At 54.5% G+C, this 16,563-nt stretch carries 18 protein-coding genes and 1 riboswitch; of the genes, 12 read left to right on the forward strand and 6 right to left on the reverse strand.

Annotated elements, in window-relative coordinates; genetic code table 11:
- The first annotated feature begins 132 nt into the window (after positions 1-132).
- The 4 genes from AC2FI7_RS11395 to AC2FI7_RS11410 all read left to right on the forward strand — a co-directional run bounded on the left by AC2FI7_RS11395 (position 133) and on the right by AC2FI7_RS11410 (position 3,642).
- Entirely contained in the window at positions 133-633 is a 501-nt protein-coding gene (locus AC2FI7_RS11395) for a TRAP transporter small permease subunit (protein WP_170543928.1), read from the forward strand.
- A gap of 66 nt (positions 634-699) precedes the next feature.
- Positions 700-1,749: a TRAP transporter substrate-binding protein gene (locus AC2FI7_RS11400; RefSeq protein ID WP_010441629.1), complete on the forward strand. Its 1,050-nt coding sequence runs from the start codon at positions 700-702 to the stop codon at positions 1,747-1,749.
- 161 nt (positions 1,750-1,910) lie between these two features.
- Complete coding sequence (locus AC2FI7_RS11405; RefSeq protein WP_010441630.1) at positions 1,911-3,218, forward strand: TRAP transporter large permease; 1,308 nt, start codon at positions 1,911-1,913, stop codon at positions 3,216-3,218.
- A gap of 13 nt (positions 3,219-3,231) precedes the next feature.
- Positions 3,232-3,642, forward strand: coding sequence for a universal stress protein (locus AC2FI7_RS11410; protein ID WP_010441631.1), 411 nt, complete (start codon positions 3,232-3,234; stop codon positions 3,640-3,642).
- 70 nt (positions 3,643-3,712) lie between these two features.
- Here the strand turns inward: AC2FI7_RS11410 and AC2FI7_RS11415 are convergent, their stop codons facing one another.
- Both AC2FI7_RS11415 and AC2FI7_RS11420 read right to left on the reverse strand, forming a co-directional pair.
- Positions 3,713-4,012 carry a CcdB family protein gene (locus tag AC2FI7_RS11415; RefSeq protein WP_010441632.1) on the reverse strand — a complete coding sequence of 100 codons (300 nt, stop codon included), beginning with the start codon at positions 4,010-4,012 and terminating at the stop codon, positions 3,713-3,715.
- Positions 4,012-4,242, reverse strand: coding sequence for a type II toxin-antitoxin system CcdA family antitoxin (locus AC2FI7_RS11420; RefSeq protein ID WP_010441633.1), 231 nt, complete (start codon positions 4,240-4,242; stop codon positions 4,012-4,014). Before AC2FI7_RS11420 ends, AC2FI7_RS11415 begins: the two co-directional genes overlap by 1 nt.
- A 176-nt stretch (positions 4,243-4,418) precedes the next feature.
- A riboswitch (TPP riboswitch) is annotated at positions 4,419-4,524 on the forward strand.
- A 32-nt stretch (positions 4,525-4,556) separates the two neighbouring features.
- Here AC2FI7_RS11420 and thiB point away from each other — a divergent pair.
- Genes thiB through AC2FI7_RS11435 form a run of 3 tightly spaced genes read left to right on the forward strand, consistent with a single transcriptional unit; the run spans position 4,557 to position 7,739 of the window.
- The gene (thiB, locus tag AC2FI7_RS11425) at positions 4,557-5,537 is read left to right on the forward strand and encodes a thiamine ABC transporter substrate binding subunit (protein ID WP_010441634.1); all 981 of its coding nucleotides are present in this window, start codon (positions 4,557-4,559) and stop codon (positions 5,535-5,537) included.
- On the forward strand, positions 5,513-7,060 hold the full coding sequence (locus AC2FI7_RS11430; RefSeq protein ID WP_010441635.1) for a thiamine/thiamine pyrophosphate ABC transporter permease ThiP: 1,548 nt from the start codon (positions 5,513-5,515) through the stop codon (positions 7,058-7,060). Before thiB ends, AC2FI7_RS11430 begins: the two co-directional genes overlap by 25 nt.
- Positions 7,047-7,739 carry a thiamine ABC transporter ATP-binding protein gene (locus AC2FI7_RS11435; protein ID WP_010441636.1) on the forward strand — a complete coding sequence of 231 codons (693 nt, stop codon included), beginning with the start codon at positions 7,047-7,049 and terminating at the stop codon, positions 7,737-7,739. Before AC2FI7_RS11430 ends, AC2FI7_RS11435 begins: the two co-directional genes overlap by 14 nt.
- On the opposite strand, the gene AC2FI7_RS11440 is transcribed toward AC2FI7_RS11435, so the two are convergent.
- The 4 genes from AC2FI7_RS11440 to AC2FI7_RS11455 form a co-directional block, all read right to left on the reverse strand.
- On the reverse strand, positions 7,727-8,206 hold the full coding sequence (locus AC2FI7_RS11440) for a putative molybdenum carrier protein (protein ID WP_010441637.1): 480 nt from the start codon (positions 8,204-8,206) through the stop codon (positions 7,727-7,729). The genes AC2FI7_RS11435 and AC2FI7_RS11440 overlap by 13 nt on opposite strands.
- A 17-nt stretch (positions 8,207-8,223) precedes the next feature.
- On the reverse strand, positions 8,224-9,159 hold the full coding sequence (locus tag AC2FI7_RS11445) for a 4-hydroxyproline epimerase (RefSeq protein WP_010441638.1): 936 nt from the start codon (positions 9,157-9,159) through the stop codon (positions 8,224-8,226).
- A complete protein-coding gene (locus AC2FI7_RS11450) occupies positions 9,150-10,109 on the reverse strand; it encodes a dihydrodipicolinate synthase family protein (RefSeq protein ID WP_496816164.1) in 960 nt (319 codons plus the stop codon). Before AC2FI7_RS11450 ends, AC2FI7_RS11445 begins: the two co-directional genes overlap by 10 nt.
- A 90-nt stretch (positions 10,110-10,199) precedes the next feature.
- Positions 10,200-10,802 (reverse strand): helix-turn-helix domain-containing protein, encoded by a 603-nt coding sequence (locus AC2FI7_RS11455; RefSeq protein ID WP_010441640.1) that lies wholly within the window; start codon positions 10,800-10,802, stop codon positions 10,200-10,202.
- A 146-nt stretch (positions 10,803-10,948) separates the two neighbouring features.
- Here AC2FI7_RS11455 and glyA point away from each other — a divergent pair, with 146 nt between their 5' ends.
- The 5 genes from glyA to AC2FI7_RS11480 all read left to right on the forward strand — a co-directional run bounded on the left by glyA (position 10,949) and on the right by AC2FI7_RS11480 (position 16,452).
- The gene (gene glyA / locus AC2FI7_RS11460) at positions 10,949-12,202 is read left to right on the forward strand and encodes a serine hydroxymethyltransferase (RefSeq protein WP_010441641.1); all 1,254 of its coding nucleotides are present in this window, start codon (positions 10,949-10,951) and stop codon (positions 12,200-12,202) included.
- Positions 12,203-12,213: 11 nt separating this feature from the next.
- Entirely contained in the window at positions 12,214-13,593 is a 1,380-nt protein-coding gene (lpdA, locus tag AC2FI7_RS11465; RefSeq protein WP_496816165.1) for a dihydrolipoyl dehydrogenase, read from the forward strand.
- A gap of 14 nt (positions 13,594-13,607) precedes the next feature.
- Positions 13,608-14,552, forward strand: a complete 945-nt coding sequence (lipA, locus tag AC2FI7_RS11470) for a lipoyl synthase (protein ID WP_496816166.1) — start codon at positions 13,608-13,610, stop codon at positions 14,550-14,552.
- A gap of 25 nt (positions 14,553-14,577) precedes the next feature.
- A complete protein-coding gene (locus AC2FI7_RS11475) occupies positions 14,578-15,951 on the forward strand; it encodes an alanine/glycine:cation symporter family protein (RefSeq protein ID WP_029621957.1) in 1,374 nt (457 codons plus the stop codon).
- 78 nt (positions 15,952-16,029) lie between these two features.
- Positions 16,030-16,452, forward strand: coding sequence for a universal stress protein (locus AC2FI7_RS11480; RefSeq protein WP_010441645.1), 423 nt, complete (start codon positions 16,030-16,032; stop codon positions 16,450-16,452).
- The last annotated feature ends 111 nt before the right edge of the window (positions 16,453-16,563 follow it).

Raw genomic sequence — 16,563 nt, forward strand, 5'->3', positions numbered from 1 at the left:
CAGCCAACGACTGTATGGTATACGTCTGAGTTAGTTACCTTTGAACTTTGCCGCCAGAGACAGAGAACATCGAAGTTACACTCGGAATTTTTGAGGGAGAACCATATCCATGAAAAACACAGTGAGGTCGGAATGCTGATGCGCGGATTGGAAAAACTGACAAGCGCAATCTCAGAGGTCATGGGCCGTATCGGTTGGTTCCTGATCCTGTATTGCATGGCATTTGGTGTGTCGGATGTGTTCATGCGCTACGTACTCAACGCACCTTCACAGTGGATTGGAACCACTTTGCAGGCAGCAATGGTATTGCTGGCCTGTACCGGAGGCGTTTACGCGCTGCAGCATGACAGCTTTGTCAAACTTGACCTTTTCTACGCAAATGCAAGCAAGCGATCAAAAGCGATCTTGGACGTCCTGACGGCGCCGATAGCTATTCTGTTTCTGGTCGCCTTGATCTGGAAAGGATACGAGGCCGCGTCATTGTCATTGATGCTCAACCAGAAAACTCCGACATCTATCCCGATCCCGATCTATCCAATCAAGTTTGCCATTCCGCTTAGCGGTGTAATGGTACTTTTGGTGGTCTTGAAACACTTGCTCCGCGATCTGCAAACGATCTTCGGGCGGGGCTAAGGCCGTTTGTCCGGTTACTCATAATTTCACGAAAACAAACTGATCCACTAACGAGGAGGAACTAACATGAAACCAAACAGGTTTATGCACACCACGATGTGGGCGGGCGCCTTTGCGGTGACCGCAAGCATAGCCGTCGCTCAGGACGGGCCGCCGGATGAAGTCACTGAATGGACTTTCCAGCCCGCATTTGACCAGACCGATGCTGGCTGGGACAACGGCCTGATCCCTTGGGTTGAAGCTGTTGAAAAAGCGACCGAAGGCACTGTTAAAATCCGCGTTGAGCCCGCCGGAGCACTGGTCAGTGGTGCAGAGGCCTTTGGCGCCGCCGCAGCTGGTTTGACCGACGGCTATGCCGGATGGGGCTCGGTCTATGGTGGCGATATGCCCGAAGGCATGCTGGCGTTTGGTATGGCTATGGGCGCCAACAACACCGAAGAAGCCTGGGAAGTGATGTGGGGTAACCCTGATTATCGCGTAGGCGACATCGTTCAGGAAGCGGCGCATGCCCGTAACCTGCATTGGGCTGGTTGGACCAACCAGGGCCCGAACGCGATGTTCACCAAGTTCCGCGTCGAAAAGATGGAAGATCTGGAAGGGCACAAAATGCGTGCCGGTGGTCCTCAGGCCATCTTCCACTCGACCATGGGCGGTGCGCCGGTATCGATGAATGGTGGCGAAATCTATACTGCCATCAAACTGGGCACGATCGAAGGCACATACTGGGACACTGGCGGCATCGACGACATGTCGTTCCACGAAGTGATCGATTATGCGATCATGCCCGGCTGGAACCCTGCCCAGCATCAGGAGATCTTTATCAACCTGCAAAGCTGGAATGCCCTGACCGACTGGCAGCGCGAAAAGATCGATGGCGTCTTTGAAGAAACCTACTTCGAAACCAGCCGCATGCACGCGGAAGGCGTCGAAGAAGCGCTGCAAATTTTGCGTGATGCCGGTGGTGAAGTGATCGAGCTGAGCGACGAAGAAGTTGCTCGTATGCGCGAGAAGTCCATTGCGGAAGTGTGGCCGCAGGTTGCAGCTGCTTCGGATGGCAACGCCAAAGGCGTCGAAATCTTCAAGAAGTTCCTGGAAGACAAGGCAAACGCGCAATAATCCCGCGCCGCGTGAAAACTCACGCATTGCTAGAAACGCTTCTGCTGGCCCGACTGTCGGGCCAGCAGATTAGATAGGCGCATGCCAGCGTTCGAAAGATTGCAGGCAAGCAACCTGACATAGACCGCGCGAACGGCCACTAGGTAAGGAAACTAAAGATCATGAGCCTCGAACTAATTACAGCGCTGTATTTCTTAATACTGTTTGGGATCCTTTTTATGGGCCTGCCGGTTGCGTTCGGTTTGGGTGGAACGGCGGTGCTGTTTGCCTTGGTTTTTGAACCCCGCGCGCTGCTATCGGTACCAAGTGCCTTCTATTCAACACCCTGGAACTCGGTTCTGGTCACAGTTCCCCTGTTCCTTTTTATGGGTTCACTCATACGATTTTCTGGGATAGCCGAGACGGCCTATGATGCCGTGTACAAACTGATCGGCCATATTCATGGCGGTCTCGCCATGGGCACGGTACAGGTTTGTACGGTGTTTGCTGCCATCACCGGCATCACACCTCCGGCAACGACCACAATGGGTCAAATCGCTTACCCGTCAATGATGCGCTATAAATATGATCGCCGTATCGCGATTGGCTGTATCGCGGCTGGCGGTGCGTTGGGCGCGCTGATCCCTCCCAGCGTTCCCTTCATTTTTTATGGTTTGCTGGCCAAGGTTTCGATCGGTGATCTGTTCATGGCAGGCCTCTTGCCGGGCCTGATGCTGGCGACATTCTATACGATCTATATCGGCGTACGCTGCAAAATTCAGCCTGAACTGGGACCCGCGCTGCCTGCAGATCAGAAATTCACCCGCGCCGAAAAACTGACCGCAGTTCTCAGCATCTGGCCATTTGCACTGCTGATCATCATCGTTCTGGGTGTCATCTGGGGCGGAATCGCGACCCCTGCCGAAGCTGCGGCGTTTGGTGCAGCAGGTGCGTTTGTCATCAACCTGATCTACGGAAAGCTGACCTGGGAAGTTTTGAAGGAATCGCTGGTTTCCACTTTGAAACTCAGCGGCATGGGTCTGTGGATCCTGATCGGTGCAACTGTCTATCTGAATGTGTTCAATACTCTGGGCAGCCAGGACCTTTTGACCAACCTGGTACTTTCCATGCCGGGCGGCAGCACAGGCATCCTGCTGATGATGATGCTGATCATCCTCGTTCTGGGTATGGTGATGGACGATTGGGCTATCATCATGCTGTGTACCCCGCTGTTCATTCCAATCATTGATGAGTTGGGAATCGACAAGCTGTGGTTTGGCGCACTGTTCATCGTGAACATCCAGATCGCCTATCTGACACCTCCGTTTGGTTTCGTGCTGTTCTGGATCAAAGGGGTGCTACCCAAAGATGTCAGCATGGGCGACGTCTACAACTCGGTTGGCCCGTTTGTTGTGCTGCAGTTTGTTGGTCTGACACTAATCTTCATCTTCCCGCAGATCGCAACTTGGCTGCCAAGCATCCTGAAATAACCCGGAGGTTCCGATGTATAACCATATCCTCGTTCCAGTCGCACCCGATCACATCAACGACTGCTCCTTGTCTCTGGATGCTGCAAGCCGTCTGCTGGCAGACGGAGGAACCGTATCGGTGCTATCGGTTCTCGAAGAACTTCCTTCGTATATCGGCTCGTACTTTCCTGCGGAACAGGTTCAGAAAAGCGTTTCAGAGTTTGAAGAAAGACTGGGCACAGCCGTGGAGGCTTCGAACATCAGTACGCATGTCGTGACCGGGCATCCCACAAACTCGATCCTCGATTGGGCTGAAAAACACAAAGCGGATTGCATCATCGTGGCGTCGCATCAACCGGGTCTTTCGGACTATCTGATCGGCTCAACGGCTGCACGTGTTGTCCGGCATGCCCAATGCAGTGTTGTTGTGCTTCGTGGAAAATAGAACCGAAGACCAATAACCTACCGCTTCTGCAACTAATTGATGGCTGGCCTATTTGGCCGGCCATTCCTTTTCAGAAGCCTTGCATCAGCATATCGACAGCAACGGTAATTTTTTCAAACTCGTCAACGAGATTCCCTACAGGCGACTTGAGTACCCCTGTCGGAACAGCGGCCATAAACTGGGTCACCATGACAACCGGCTCATCCATAATCATGAACTCTGGGTTAAGACGGGTTGCAGGTTTCGGCGCGTACGATTTCGGCAATAGGGGTACGACCACACGTGTGTTCAGATCGCTCAGAAGATCCGATTGGACATCCAACAAGAAGCCATCGCCAGAGGGGTTGGGAAACACATCGTATTTCGGCATCAGAACTGACGAAACCGCTCCAGGGGCAATCCGTGCTTTTCAACATAAGAGTTGGAGCTTTGTAGAGCTTCAGCGTTCTCCGCTTGCCATTGCTCTGCCTTGGCTGCCGCCACGGCTGCACGAACCCCCTCCTCCGCGGCCCGCGAAAGGTTCACTTTCAGTTTTCGGGCCTCGGCAAGCAAAGCGGGATCGAGCGACAGATTGGTCGGTTTCCGTGTCTGGACATTCATATAGCCAACCTCTTCATAAGCAAATTTATCACCACCTACTATGCGCGTCAAATATGCGTATAAAATCGCGCATCAAACTCAACATCAGACTGAACGATTAGTTGGCAAAAATCGACATGCTGCAGGCTTGAATCTCAGGATTTTGGTTGTATTTGCGCTCGTGTCACCCTAATCAAAGCCCTACCTCGGGGTGCGCGCGATACTGCGCTGAGATGTCCACTGGCAAACCCGTTGAACCTGAACCGGCTAGAACCGGCGGAGGGAAAGGTACAGGTTTTGTCCATCCTTGCCCTCTCGCCGCATTGGAGGATGATATGAAACATCTGGCAATTGCTGCGGGAATACTGACTGCGACATCGGCTGTTGCAGCCGACAAACCACAGTTGACCGTTTATACGTATGACAGCTTCGTCTCGGACTGGGGGCCCGGCCCAAAAGTCGAAGAAGCATTTGAGGCAGTTTGTGACTGTGACCTTAATCTTGTGGGTGTCGAAGACGGTGCCGCCCTGTTGTCACGCATCCGTCTTGAGGGTGAGAACACCGATGCAGATGTTGTGCTGGGGCTAGATACCAATCTGATCGCCGCCGCCAAGGAAACCGGCTTGTTTGCCCCTCATTCGGTCACCGCTGATTACGCACTGCCAATCCAATGGACCGACGATACTTTCGTTCCTTATGATTGGGGTTACTTTGCCTTTGTTCACAACGCTGATGCGTCAGCGCCCGCCAATTTTCGGGAACTGGCGGACAGCGAGGCTAAAATCATCATTCAAGACCCACGCTCATCTACGCCGGGTCTGGGCCTCCTATTGTGGGTCAAGGCGGCTTATGGTGATGAAGCCCCGGCAATCTGGGCTGACCTTTCCGACAACATCGTGACTGTGACCAAAGGCTGGTCCGAAGCTTATGGGTTGTTTCTCGATGGTGAGGCTGACATGGTGTTGAGCTATACAACATCTCCTGCCTATCATCTGATTGCCGAGGAAGATGCCAGCAAAGCAGCTGCAGCCTTTGACGAAGGCCATTATATGCAGATCGAAGTTGCGGCAAAATTGGCTGGCTCGGATCATTCAGAATTGGCCGACCAGTTTTTGAATTTCATGGTTTCCGACGCGTTCCAGCAAATCATCCCGACGACCAACTGGATGTATCCAGCCGTCACCCCGTCCTCGGGGCTGCCCGAAGGATTTGACACTCTGGTCGTTCCTCAGAAATCTCTGATTATTGATCCCAGCGAAGCTGCAACTAAAAGAGATGAGGCCCTTTCGGAATGGCTGGGCGCACTCAGCCAGTAAGCTCATGGCCAGGTATCAGCGCGGCGGCCCTTGTCGCCGCGCTGATATTGGGAACTTTGGCCACCGTTGGCTTACGAGCCGAAACCAGCGGCGGATTCAATCCCTCTGACTGGGCGGCATTGCGCTTTACGCTTTTGCAAGCAACGCTCTCTGCAGCGTTCAGTTCTATGCTGGCCATCCCAGTGGCGCGTGCATTGGCGCGGCGGCGGTTTCGTGGACGACGGGTATTGATAGCGCTCTTGGGGGTGCCATTCATCCTTCCGGTCATCGTCGCAATATTGGGATTGCTGCAGGTTTTTGGCCGCTCTGGATGGATCTCGGATGTATTGGGCGTTTTTGGCCTTCCACCAATCCAGATTTACGGGCTGCACGGAGTCGTTCTGGCCCATGTGTTTTTCAATCTCCCTCTTGCAACGCGGCTGATTTTGCAAGGATGGCAGGAGATTCCAGCAGAACGATTTCGTCTAGCCGCACAGCTTGGATGTGATGGGATGGCAATGTTTCGATTGATCGAATTGCCCATGCTGCGGCGCGTTTTGCCCGGCGTGCTGGCCGTTATCTTTGCCATCTGCCTGACCAGTTTTGCCGTTGCTCTAACGTTAGGCGGCGGCCCGCGCGCGACCACGATCGAACTCGCGATTTATCAGGCGTTTACATATGATTTCGACCTTGGCCGTGCAGCACTGCTATCCGCGTTGCAACTGGCCTTGACTGCCGCTGCCGCTCTGGCGGCCCTGAAGTTTTCGAGAGGGGACGGCTTTGGGGCGGGCCTCAACCGTGCGATCCGCCGTTGGGATGGTGGAACGCCCTTGTTGGACGCGTTTTGGATTATCGCCGCTGCAACATTCTTACTTTTGCCGTTGGCATCTGTGGTGATTTCAGGCGCGTTGGGACTGTTCGAACTGCCGACCCTAGTGTTTCGCGCAGCCGCCATTTCAATCCTCGTGGCCACCATCAGCACCATGCTGTTGTTGCTGCTCGCGGTGCCTATGGCTGTTTCTGCGGCGACCGGAAGGTATGGCATCGTTGAATTATGCGGCATTCTCGGCCTCGCTGCATCACCACTGGTTATCGGCACCGGTCTGTTTATTCTGATCCGCCCTGTCGCCAATCCAGCTATGCTGGCCCTTCCTGTCACTGCACTGGTTAACGCCGTGATGGCCTTACCTTTCGCGCTTCGAATACTCGTGCCCGCTGCGCGCGACACGATAGAACGGCACAGACGTTTGGCCCTGTCTTTGGATATGAACAAACGCACATTTTTCACCCGCATCATAGTGATGCGTCTTCGCCCTCAAATTGGTTTTGCTGCGGGTTTGGCTGCTGCCCTATCGATGGGTGACCTTGGCGTAATCGCATTGTTCGCTGATGCGCAAATCGCAACCCTTCCATTGCAAATTTATCGCCTTATGGGGGCCTACCAAATGCAAGCGGCTGCGGGTGGAGCGTTGGTGCTGCTTCTTCTTTCGATGGGTGTGTTTTGGATACTGGATCGCGGAGGGCGTTGGCATGCTGAAGCTTGATGAATGCATTATCTCGAACGGCAGCTTTCTGCTGAATGCCGATTTCGAAATCGAAACTGGAGCCAAGGTCGCGGTCATTGGCCCATCTGGTGCGGGGAAATCTACGTTGTTGGAAACCATCGCCGGATTTCGGGATTTGAAGGCCGGACAGATGCATTGGAATGACCAAAGTATGACCACCCTGCCTCCGGGGAAAAGACCGCTTGCGATGCTGTTTCAGGACGGAAATTTGTTCCCGCATCTGACCGCCGCCCAAAATGTTGGCTTGGGCATCCGCCCGAATGGGCGCTTATCAGATGAAGAAAAGGAAATGGTGAAGTCAGCCTTGCATCGCGTTGGCCTACCGGAAATGGGAACCAGAAAACCTGCCGAATTGTCCGGAGGACAACAGAGCCGGGTCGCGCTGGCCAGGATATTGGTTCAAAAGCGAGATGTCTTGTTGCTGGATGAACCCTTTGCCGCCCTTGGTCCTGCGCTAAAGGCCGAGATGTTAGATCTGGTGGCGGATCTGGTGGCTGAGACCGGAACAACGCTGCTTATGGTTAGTCATGATCCTCAGGATGCGCTTCGGATAACCGAGCAAACGGTATTTATTACGGATCAAGTTGCACACGCACCTGTTGCAACCAAGCAGCTATTTGAAAATCCACCTCCTGCGCTGCGTGATTATCTGGGGTAGGCAAATTCATCGATACAACCCTCAAGCAGATCTCGCACCTGCACATCCAGACCGGGCGCCTCTGACCCGCGCGGACCGGCAATGTTCAAGACTTCAACCGGATTTTTGCGCAGCCAATCTCGCAGTTTTTGTTGGCAAAACTCCGTTCCCTGCCTGACATCTAGCACCAGGTAAGGCTTTCCGGCCTCCCTTGCAAAAACAACCGTTTGTTGCGTGCCAGGACTGTCTGAACCATTCACAACTATCAGCGTTGCATCGCTGGACTGAACGTTCAGCTTTGTCCGCTCGATCACTTCCGGTGAATGGGTCTCGACCAATCCAGCGTACTCAACAGGGATCAGACCGGCCTCGTTCGTTCTGCCTTTTGGGACCCAACCACCATAAAGGATTTGGTGCTTTCGTGCGAAACCCAGGGCAGCCAAATCAACGCCCGTTTGCCCACCCGCCACGATTTTGGAAACAGACATTCATTTCTGCCCTTTAGTTACGGTCTGATTATTCCGGTTCGGAACGGATCACCCTCAGCAAAGATCAATGTGCTTTCAGCCATCACGTATGCTTGCCCGGTTAAACTTGGAACAACACCCCCAACCTGCCCGGGTTCATAGAACAACCGGTAGCTACTTCCGATCACACTCTCCTGCACAATCTCTTCTCCGGCTCGCAGCTGCCCACTGGCCGCCAGACAAGCCAAACGCGCCGAACTGCCGGTGCCGCAGGGTGAGCGGTCATAATCGTTATCAGGGCATAGAACAAAGTTTCGGCTGTGGACCCCTTTATTCGGAGACTTGCCTTGCAAAATAACATGGTCGACAGGCTCGCCATTCTCACCGCCAACACCATGGGAGATACAGGCTTCGCGGATAGCAATGGTAAAGTCAGTCAATGAACGGATGTTTGCAGGTTCAACAGACATTGGGCTCGGGTCGACAATAAAAAACCAATTGCCGCCATAAGCTACGTCTCCGGTCACTGACCCGTAGCCGTCGACATCAATAGTAACCGCCTGACGCACCCGGCGGCTTTCGATATTCGTAACCTCAACGGTGTTTGGGTCCTTCAGGTCAATCACCACTTCTCCTGCAGGGGTTTCGATCCGGTGCACACCGACTCCGATCCGACCCAAATGAGCCAGTGTCACACCCAGACCGATCGTGCCATGCCCGCACATCCCCAGCACCGCATCAGCGTCAAAATAGATAACGCCCGCGGCACAGGCCGGGTTTACGGGCTCCACAAGAAGTGCACCAACCATTCCGGGCTGGCCACGCGGCTCTAGCAGAATGGATTTGTAGAACTGCTCGTGCTGCATCGCCAATCGTTCTGCCCGCTCTGCCACCGACCCCGACCCCAGATCGGGACCGCCATCCAGAATGACACGCGTGGGCATTCCCCCGGTATGGCTGTCGATCACATGCATTCAGCGATGACCCCACCCTGTTGGACCCAGTTGTTGAACCAGTTGCGGAAAAGTTCATACTGCTGTTCGCAATAGTTTCGCTGCGCGTCAGACAACTCGTCTGTTTCGTTGAAATGCAGACGGTATTCATCTTCACCATTCAGGACCAGAAGATGTTTATAGTACAGAACGAGGTCCGTACCTTCGTCAAAACTTGCCAATACGCCAAACGCCTCATCCAATTCGCGTGCGCGCAGGCGGGCTTCGGCGTGACCAGTCGCGGCTTTCTTGGCCAGTGCCGCCAGCAGCAGCGCCTCTTTCGGCAGCGCCGTGCCGATCCCAGTAATTGACCCCGTGGCTCCACAATTTACGAAACCGTGATAGACCTCGGTGTCTACACCGACCATTAACGTAACCTGATCGTCCTTAGACGTAATGAATTCGGCAGCATATCTCAGATCGTCTTTGCCTCCGAATTCTTTGAAACCGACCAGATTTGGATGTTCGGCCCGGAGTGCGAAAAACAAGTCAGCGCGGGTCGCAAAACCGTATACTGGGCTGTTATAGATAATCGCTGGAACGTCGGGTGCTGCTGATAAGATGGCTTTGAAATGGTTCTTTTGTGCCGCGATCGACGAGCCACGCGAAAGAACACGTGGAATAACCATCAGACCTGATGCGCCCACTTTCTGCGCATGAGCTGCATGCGCGACCGCTGATTTTGAGTTAATGGCACCTGTGCCAACAACCACAGGCAATCCAGCATCAACCAGCCTTTCAACGCCTTCCATCCTTTGCGCATCCGTTAGCAAAGGCCAATCGCCCATCGATCCACAATACACCACGGCAGACATGCCGGCGTCGATCATCTCTTTGCCCTTTTTGACCAGAGCATCGAAATCCGGCGCCCGATTAGGCAGGCAGGGTGTCATTAATGCAGGCATCGTGCCGGCAAAGATATTCTGCGTCATGTGCTTCTTCTTTTTTTGGATTGAGAGTGCTCAAATTCAAATTCCGCCTCAACAACAACAAGGTTATCAAAACAAACCGTCACATCGGTTTCACTCGAGCGATACCCACAACACTTGGGCATCTTCTTTGCTGGTTGAGATGCATCCATGCCCCATACTGCTGTCGTAATATAGTGAATCCCCGGCTTTCATGGACAATGGTCGGTAGTGTTCGGAAACAAACGTCAACTCGCCGCTGATTACATACATGAACTCTTCGCCACTGTGCCTGATCCAAGTATCATACTCTGAAATATCTCTGGCTTTGATCGTCGCGATATAGGGAAGCATCCGCTTGCTTGTGAGCTCTGTGCACAGAAGCTCATGCAAATAGGTAGGTGTGTTCTTGATTTCGCCCTCACCCTTGGCGGTGAAATCGCGTCGCCCTGATATACCGGTCTGTCCTGACTGCAGGAACAGTTGAGGCGTGCTCATACCCAGTGCCTGTGTCAGCCTTCGCACGATGTCAAAACTGGGTCGCGTTTGATTGTTTTCAATTTTCGAAAGCGTGGATCGACCGATTCCCGCTGCCCGACCAGCCTCTTCCAAAGTCCAGCCTTTTTCACGACGCGCATCACGGATCGAGCGTCCTAGTACAGCTCCATCGCCCAATTCATCCGGTCCAGAAGTATCATTTGGGTGGTCCTCAACCATATAATTCTCCCCCTTTTCTGAAGGTTAAAGGTTTCCACAACATCCTACAACTTTCCTGTTGCTAAATATTTGTTGCCTTATCGGTACATTATCCACTATAGGAAACTTAATTTCCTGTTTGGGGAGCATGGTCGATGGAGGAGATAATGTTCAAAAAGTCGCTCATTGAAGCCGATCCGGTCATCGCGTCATCGATTGCGCGCGAAGGCAAACGTCAGGCTGAACAGATCGAACTGATCGCTTCTGAAAATATTGTCTCTCAGGCTGTGATTGATGCACAGGGTTCTGTGCTGACCAACAAATATGCCGAAGGCTATCCTGGCCGCCGCTATTATGGTGGATGCGAATATGTGGATGAAGTCGAGGCCGAAGCGATCGAACGGTTGAAACAATTGTTCGGTTGCGAATATGCAAACGTCCAACCCCATTCGGGTGCACAGGCCAACGGGGCCGTCAAACTGGCGCTACTTAGCCCTGGCGATACCATCCTGGGTATGTCGCTGGATGCTGGTGGCCACCTGACTCACGGCGCAAAACCTGCCCAATCCGGCAAGTGGTTCCGTCCGGTCCAGTACGGACTGACCGAAGCCGGGCTGATTGATTATGATCAGGTTGAGGCACTTGCCAAAGCCGAAAAACCCCAACTGATCATTGCAGGCGCATCGGCCTATTCGCAAAAAATTGACTTTGCACGCTTCCGCGCCATCGCGGATGAAGTTGGTGCTTGGTTGCTGGCCGACATGGCCCACATAGCAGGGCTTGTCGCGACGGGTCTGCATCCTTCGCCAGTTGGCCACGCCCACGTTATAACATCAACCACGCACAAAACCCTGCGTGGACCGCGTGGCGGGGTTATTCTGACCAACGACGAAGCGTTAGCAAAAAAGATGAACTCAGCCGTTTTCCCCGGCTTGCAGGGCGGCCCTCTGATGCATGTGATTGCAGGAAAAGCCGTTGCATTTGGAGAAGCACTGAAACCCGAATTCAAAGAGTATATGAAGCGTGTCGTGGTTAGCGCGTCAGCATTGGCGAATGTAATGATAGCGCGCGGCTGCGATATCGTTTCGGGTGGAACCGAAAACCACCTGATGCTGGTCGACCTGCGCCCAATCGGCGTAACCGGCAAAGACGCTGAAGCTGCGCTGGAGCGTGCAGGCTTCACTTGCAACAAAAACAGCGTTCCGGGTGACCCCCAGAAACCAACGATCACCAGCGGCATTCGTTTGGGCACCGCAGCTGGCTGCAGTCGCGGCTTTGGTTCGGAAGAGTTCAAGCAGATCGGTCACTTGATCGGCAATGTATTGGACGCATTGGCCCAATCGCCGGACGGGGATGAAGCCGTCGAAAAGGAAACCCGCGAAAAAGTCCGCGCCCTTTGCGCAAGCCACCCGATCTACTGAGAGAAGACCAAATGACTTACGATCTTATTGTCATCGGGGGCGGACCAGGCGGCTATGTCGCCGCGATCCGCGCAGCTCAATTGGGCATGAAAGTAGCGTGCGTTGAGGGCCGTGGTGCGCTCGGCGGGACTTGTTTGAATGTGGGGTGCATACCCTCCAAAGCGTTGCTGACCTCCTCGGCCAAATATGCCGAACTTGCACATCTCTCCTCCCACGGTATTGCGGTCGAGGGGGCCAGCATCGATGTACCAGCGATGATGGGCCGCAAGGACAAGATCGTAGGCGACCTGACCAAAGGCATCGCGTTCCTGTTCAAGAAAAACGGCGTCGATCTGATCGAGGGGTGGGCCAGCATTCCCACCGCCGGGCAAGTTAAAGTTGGAGAAGATGTCCACACAGCCAAGAACATCCTGATTGCCACGGGCTCGGAACCCACACCATTGCCGGGAATCGAGATAGACGAGCAGGACATCCTCAGCTCAACAGGTGCGATCGCATTGGAGACGGTTCCCGAACATCTGGTGGTGATCGGTGCAGGCGTTATCGGTTTGGAGCTAGGGCAGGTCTGGGCACGTCTGGGCGCTAAGGTCACGGTGGTCGAATATCTGGATCGGGTGTTGCCCGGAATTGACGGTGAGATTGCCAAACTGGCGCAGCGTGCCCTGTCCAAACGCGGATTGAAGTTCCAATTGGGACGGGCGTTGAAATCGGTCGACAAAACGGATGCAGGTCTGACCCTGACCGTGGATCGCGTTGGTAAGGACAAGGAAGAAGCGATTGGGGCCGACAAGGTGTTGATCGCTGTCGGTCGCCGCCCCGTCACCCGAGGGCTTGGCTTGGGAGAGCTGGGTGTGGCTGTGAACGAACGTGGCGTCATAGAAGTTGACAATACATTTCAAACATCAGTGCCAGGCATTTACGCCATCGGTGACTGCGTTCCCGGCCCAATGTTGGCACATAAAGCCGAAGAAGACGGTGTTGCCTGCGTTGAGATGCTGGCAGGCGAAGCCGGGCATGTCGATTACAACACCGTGCCGGGCGTTGTGTACACAGATCCCGAGGTCGCCTCAGTAGGATTGACCGAAGAAGCGCTGAAAGACGCCGGAGCCGAGTATTCCGTCGGCAAATTCGCCTTCATGGCGAACTCGCGCGCGCGCTCGACCGGAGAAACAGACGGTGCGGTGAAAGTACTGGCAGACACTAACGGCAAGATTCTGGGCGCGCATATCTGTGGCGCTCATGGTGGCGATCTGATCGCAGAATTGGTGTTGGCGATGACAAAGCGGGCGACCGTGTCCGAAGTTGCAGCAAGCTGCCATGCGCATCCTGCGATGGGTGAGGCTGTCAAAGAAGCCTGCCTCGACGCCCTAGGCCGCGCGATTCACGCCTAAACCGGAGCCGCCAGATGACCATCCAGCTTCGCCCCCGTCACCCGGAAAAAGCCAAAAAGGCAGACAGCGTCATCCCGCGCAAACCCAAGTGGATTCGCAAGAAAAAGGTGGAAGGCCCCGAGTTTTATGAAACCCGCCGCCTGATGCGGGACCACGATCTCGTGACGGTCTGCGAAGAGGCAGCCTGCCCAAATATCGGTGAATGCTGGTCTAAGCGGCACGCTACCATGATGATTATGGGCGAAGTCTGCACGCGCGGCTGTTCATTCTGCAATGTCTCAACCGGGCGTCCCGATGCCCTGGATGTTTTCGAACCTGGTCGGGTGGCCGCAGCGGTGAAGAAACTGGGCTTGCGTCATGTCGTCATCACATCTGTTGATCGCGATGACTTAACCGATGGCGGGGCTGAGCACATTGCACAGACAATCCGTGCGGTCCGCCATCAGAACTCTACCACGACGATCGAGGTTCTGACCCCCGATTTTCTGGGTAAGGGCGAAGCTGCAGAAGTGGTGTTCGAGGCTGCTCCGGATGTGTTCAACCACAATCTTGAGACTGTACCGCACCTCTACCCAACTGTACGCCCGGGTGCGCGTTACTATACTTCGCTACGGTTGCTGGACGATGCCAAACGCGCAAATCCCGAAGTTTTCACCAAATCCGGTTTGATGGTTGGATTAGGCGAAACGCTGAATGATGTCCGACAAGTCATGGATGATCTGCGTGCCGCAAACGTCGATTTCTTGACAGTCGGTCAATACCTGCAGCCGACGCCGAAACATCACCCGATCGACCGATTCTGGATTCCGGAAGAATTCGCCCAACTGGAACAAATCGCGCGTTCCAAGGGCTTTTTGCACGTGTCAGCAACCCCGCTGACCCGTTCGTCGTTCCACGCGGACGAAGACTTTGCCGCCCTTAAGCAAGCCCGCCAGCGGGCCATCGCAAACAGGGCATAAACCTGACGCAAATGGGAGGGAAACCATGGAAGCGTTAAATTCAATCGTAGGGGCTATTAATAGCGTCGTGTGGGGGCCGCTAATGCTGGTCCTCATCCTCGGCGTTGGCTTCTTCCTGCAGGTGGGGCTTAAGTTCATGCCGATCCTGCGCATCGGCACAGGCTTCAGCCTGCTGTTCAAAGGCCGTGAAGGTCAGGGCGAAGGGCAGATCAGCCCGTTCAACGCGCTGATGACCTCGCTGTCGGCGACAATCGGTACGGGTAACATCGCCGGTGTGGCCACTGCTGTCTTCCTGGGCGGTCCGGGCGCCTTGTTCTGGATGTGGATGACCGCCCTGGTGGGCATGGCCACCAAATATGCCGAAGCTGTCTGCGCCGTGAAATACCGCGAGAAAGACGAACTGGGCAACTATGTCGGCGGTCCGATGTACTACATCAAAAACGGTCTGGGTGCAAAATGGGCCTGGCTGGGCGTTGCGTTCGCTCTGTTCGGAGCTGTCGCAGCCTTTGGCATCGGTAACGGTGTACAGGCCAACGGTGTCGCCCAGGTTCTGGAAGCGAATTTCGGTTTCAACACCTCGGTCACCGGTGTTGTTCTGATGGTTCTGACAGCAGCCGTAATCTTGGGCGGCATCACCCGGATCGGTGCAGTTGCCGGTAAGTTGGTTCCGTTCATGGCAATCGCCTACATCATCGCGGGCTTGCTGGTACTGCTGATCAACATCGGCAACATCGGACATGCGCTGTCACTGGTCTTCACCTACGCCTTCACCCCCTCGGCCGCCGAAGGTGGTTTCGCGGGTGCCGCTGTTTGGGCTGCGATCCGCTTTGGTGTGGCACGTGGTGTCTTCTCGAACGAAGCGGGTCTGGGTTCCGCTCCGATCGCGCACGCCGCAGCCGAGACCAAAGGTCCGGTCAACCAGGGCCTGATCGCGATGCTGGGGACGTTCATCGACACCATCATCGTTTGCTCGATCACCGGTCTGGCGATCATCTCGTCGGGTGCATGGACGTCTGGTGAATCCGGTGCCGCTCTGACCAGCCACGCGTTCGAGCTATCATTGCCGGGGATCGGTGGATATCTGATCGCCATCGCTCTGTCGATCTTTGCCTTCACCACCATCTTGGGCTGGTCGTTCTACGGCGAAAAATGTGTCGAGTTCCTGCTTGGCGTCAAATCGCTGATGCCTTACCGCGTCCTTTGGATCGTCATGATCTATTTTGGAGCGACCGCGGATCTAGGCTTCATCTGGCTGCTTGCCGATACGCTGAACGCCATGATGGCCATCCCAAACCTGATCGCCCTGGCGCTGCTGAGCCCGATCGTCATCAAGCTGACGAAAGAGTTCTTCGCTTCGGGTGGCAAGTCCGAAGAACCAGGTGGCACACCAGCCGAATAAACCTGGATAAACATACCCCGGGGGCCAAAGTGGCCCCCGGGCTTTGAAACAGATTTCTATATCTCGAGGAGAGACGTGATGGCCACGAAAATCCTGCTGCCTATTGATCACACCGACGACCGCTCATGGAAGAACGCCCTGCCGCTCGCGCTGGAACAGGCAAAATTCTATGGTGCTGAATTGCACGCAGTGGCCGTTATCCCCGAGATCATCCAGCTCCCTAACCTGCCTGCCAACTACGGTGCGGGTGCCAAAGAGCATGTACGCAACGCGATTCAGGCCATTCTGGATCACGGCAATGCCGGTGATGTTCCGGTACATGTCGAAGAAGGCAGCGTCTACCGCGAAATCCTGAAGCTTGCGTACAAGGAAGGCTTCGATCTGATCGTCATGGCATCGACCAAAGGCGATTTCCCGAATTATGAGATTGGTCCGAACTTGTCACGTGTCGTGCGTAACGCGCATTGCACTGTAACAGTCGTTCGTGACCAATCCCGCTGATTAGAAAGGCTCTGGCTATGGGCGAGATTAAACGCACGCCTCTTCACGCTTTGCATGTTGAGTTGGGTGGTAAGTTGGTTGATTTTGCTGGGTGGGAGATGCCTGTTCAGT

Source organism: Ruegeria sp. YTSA064 (assembly GCF_059610325.1).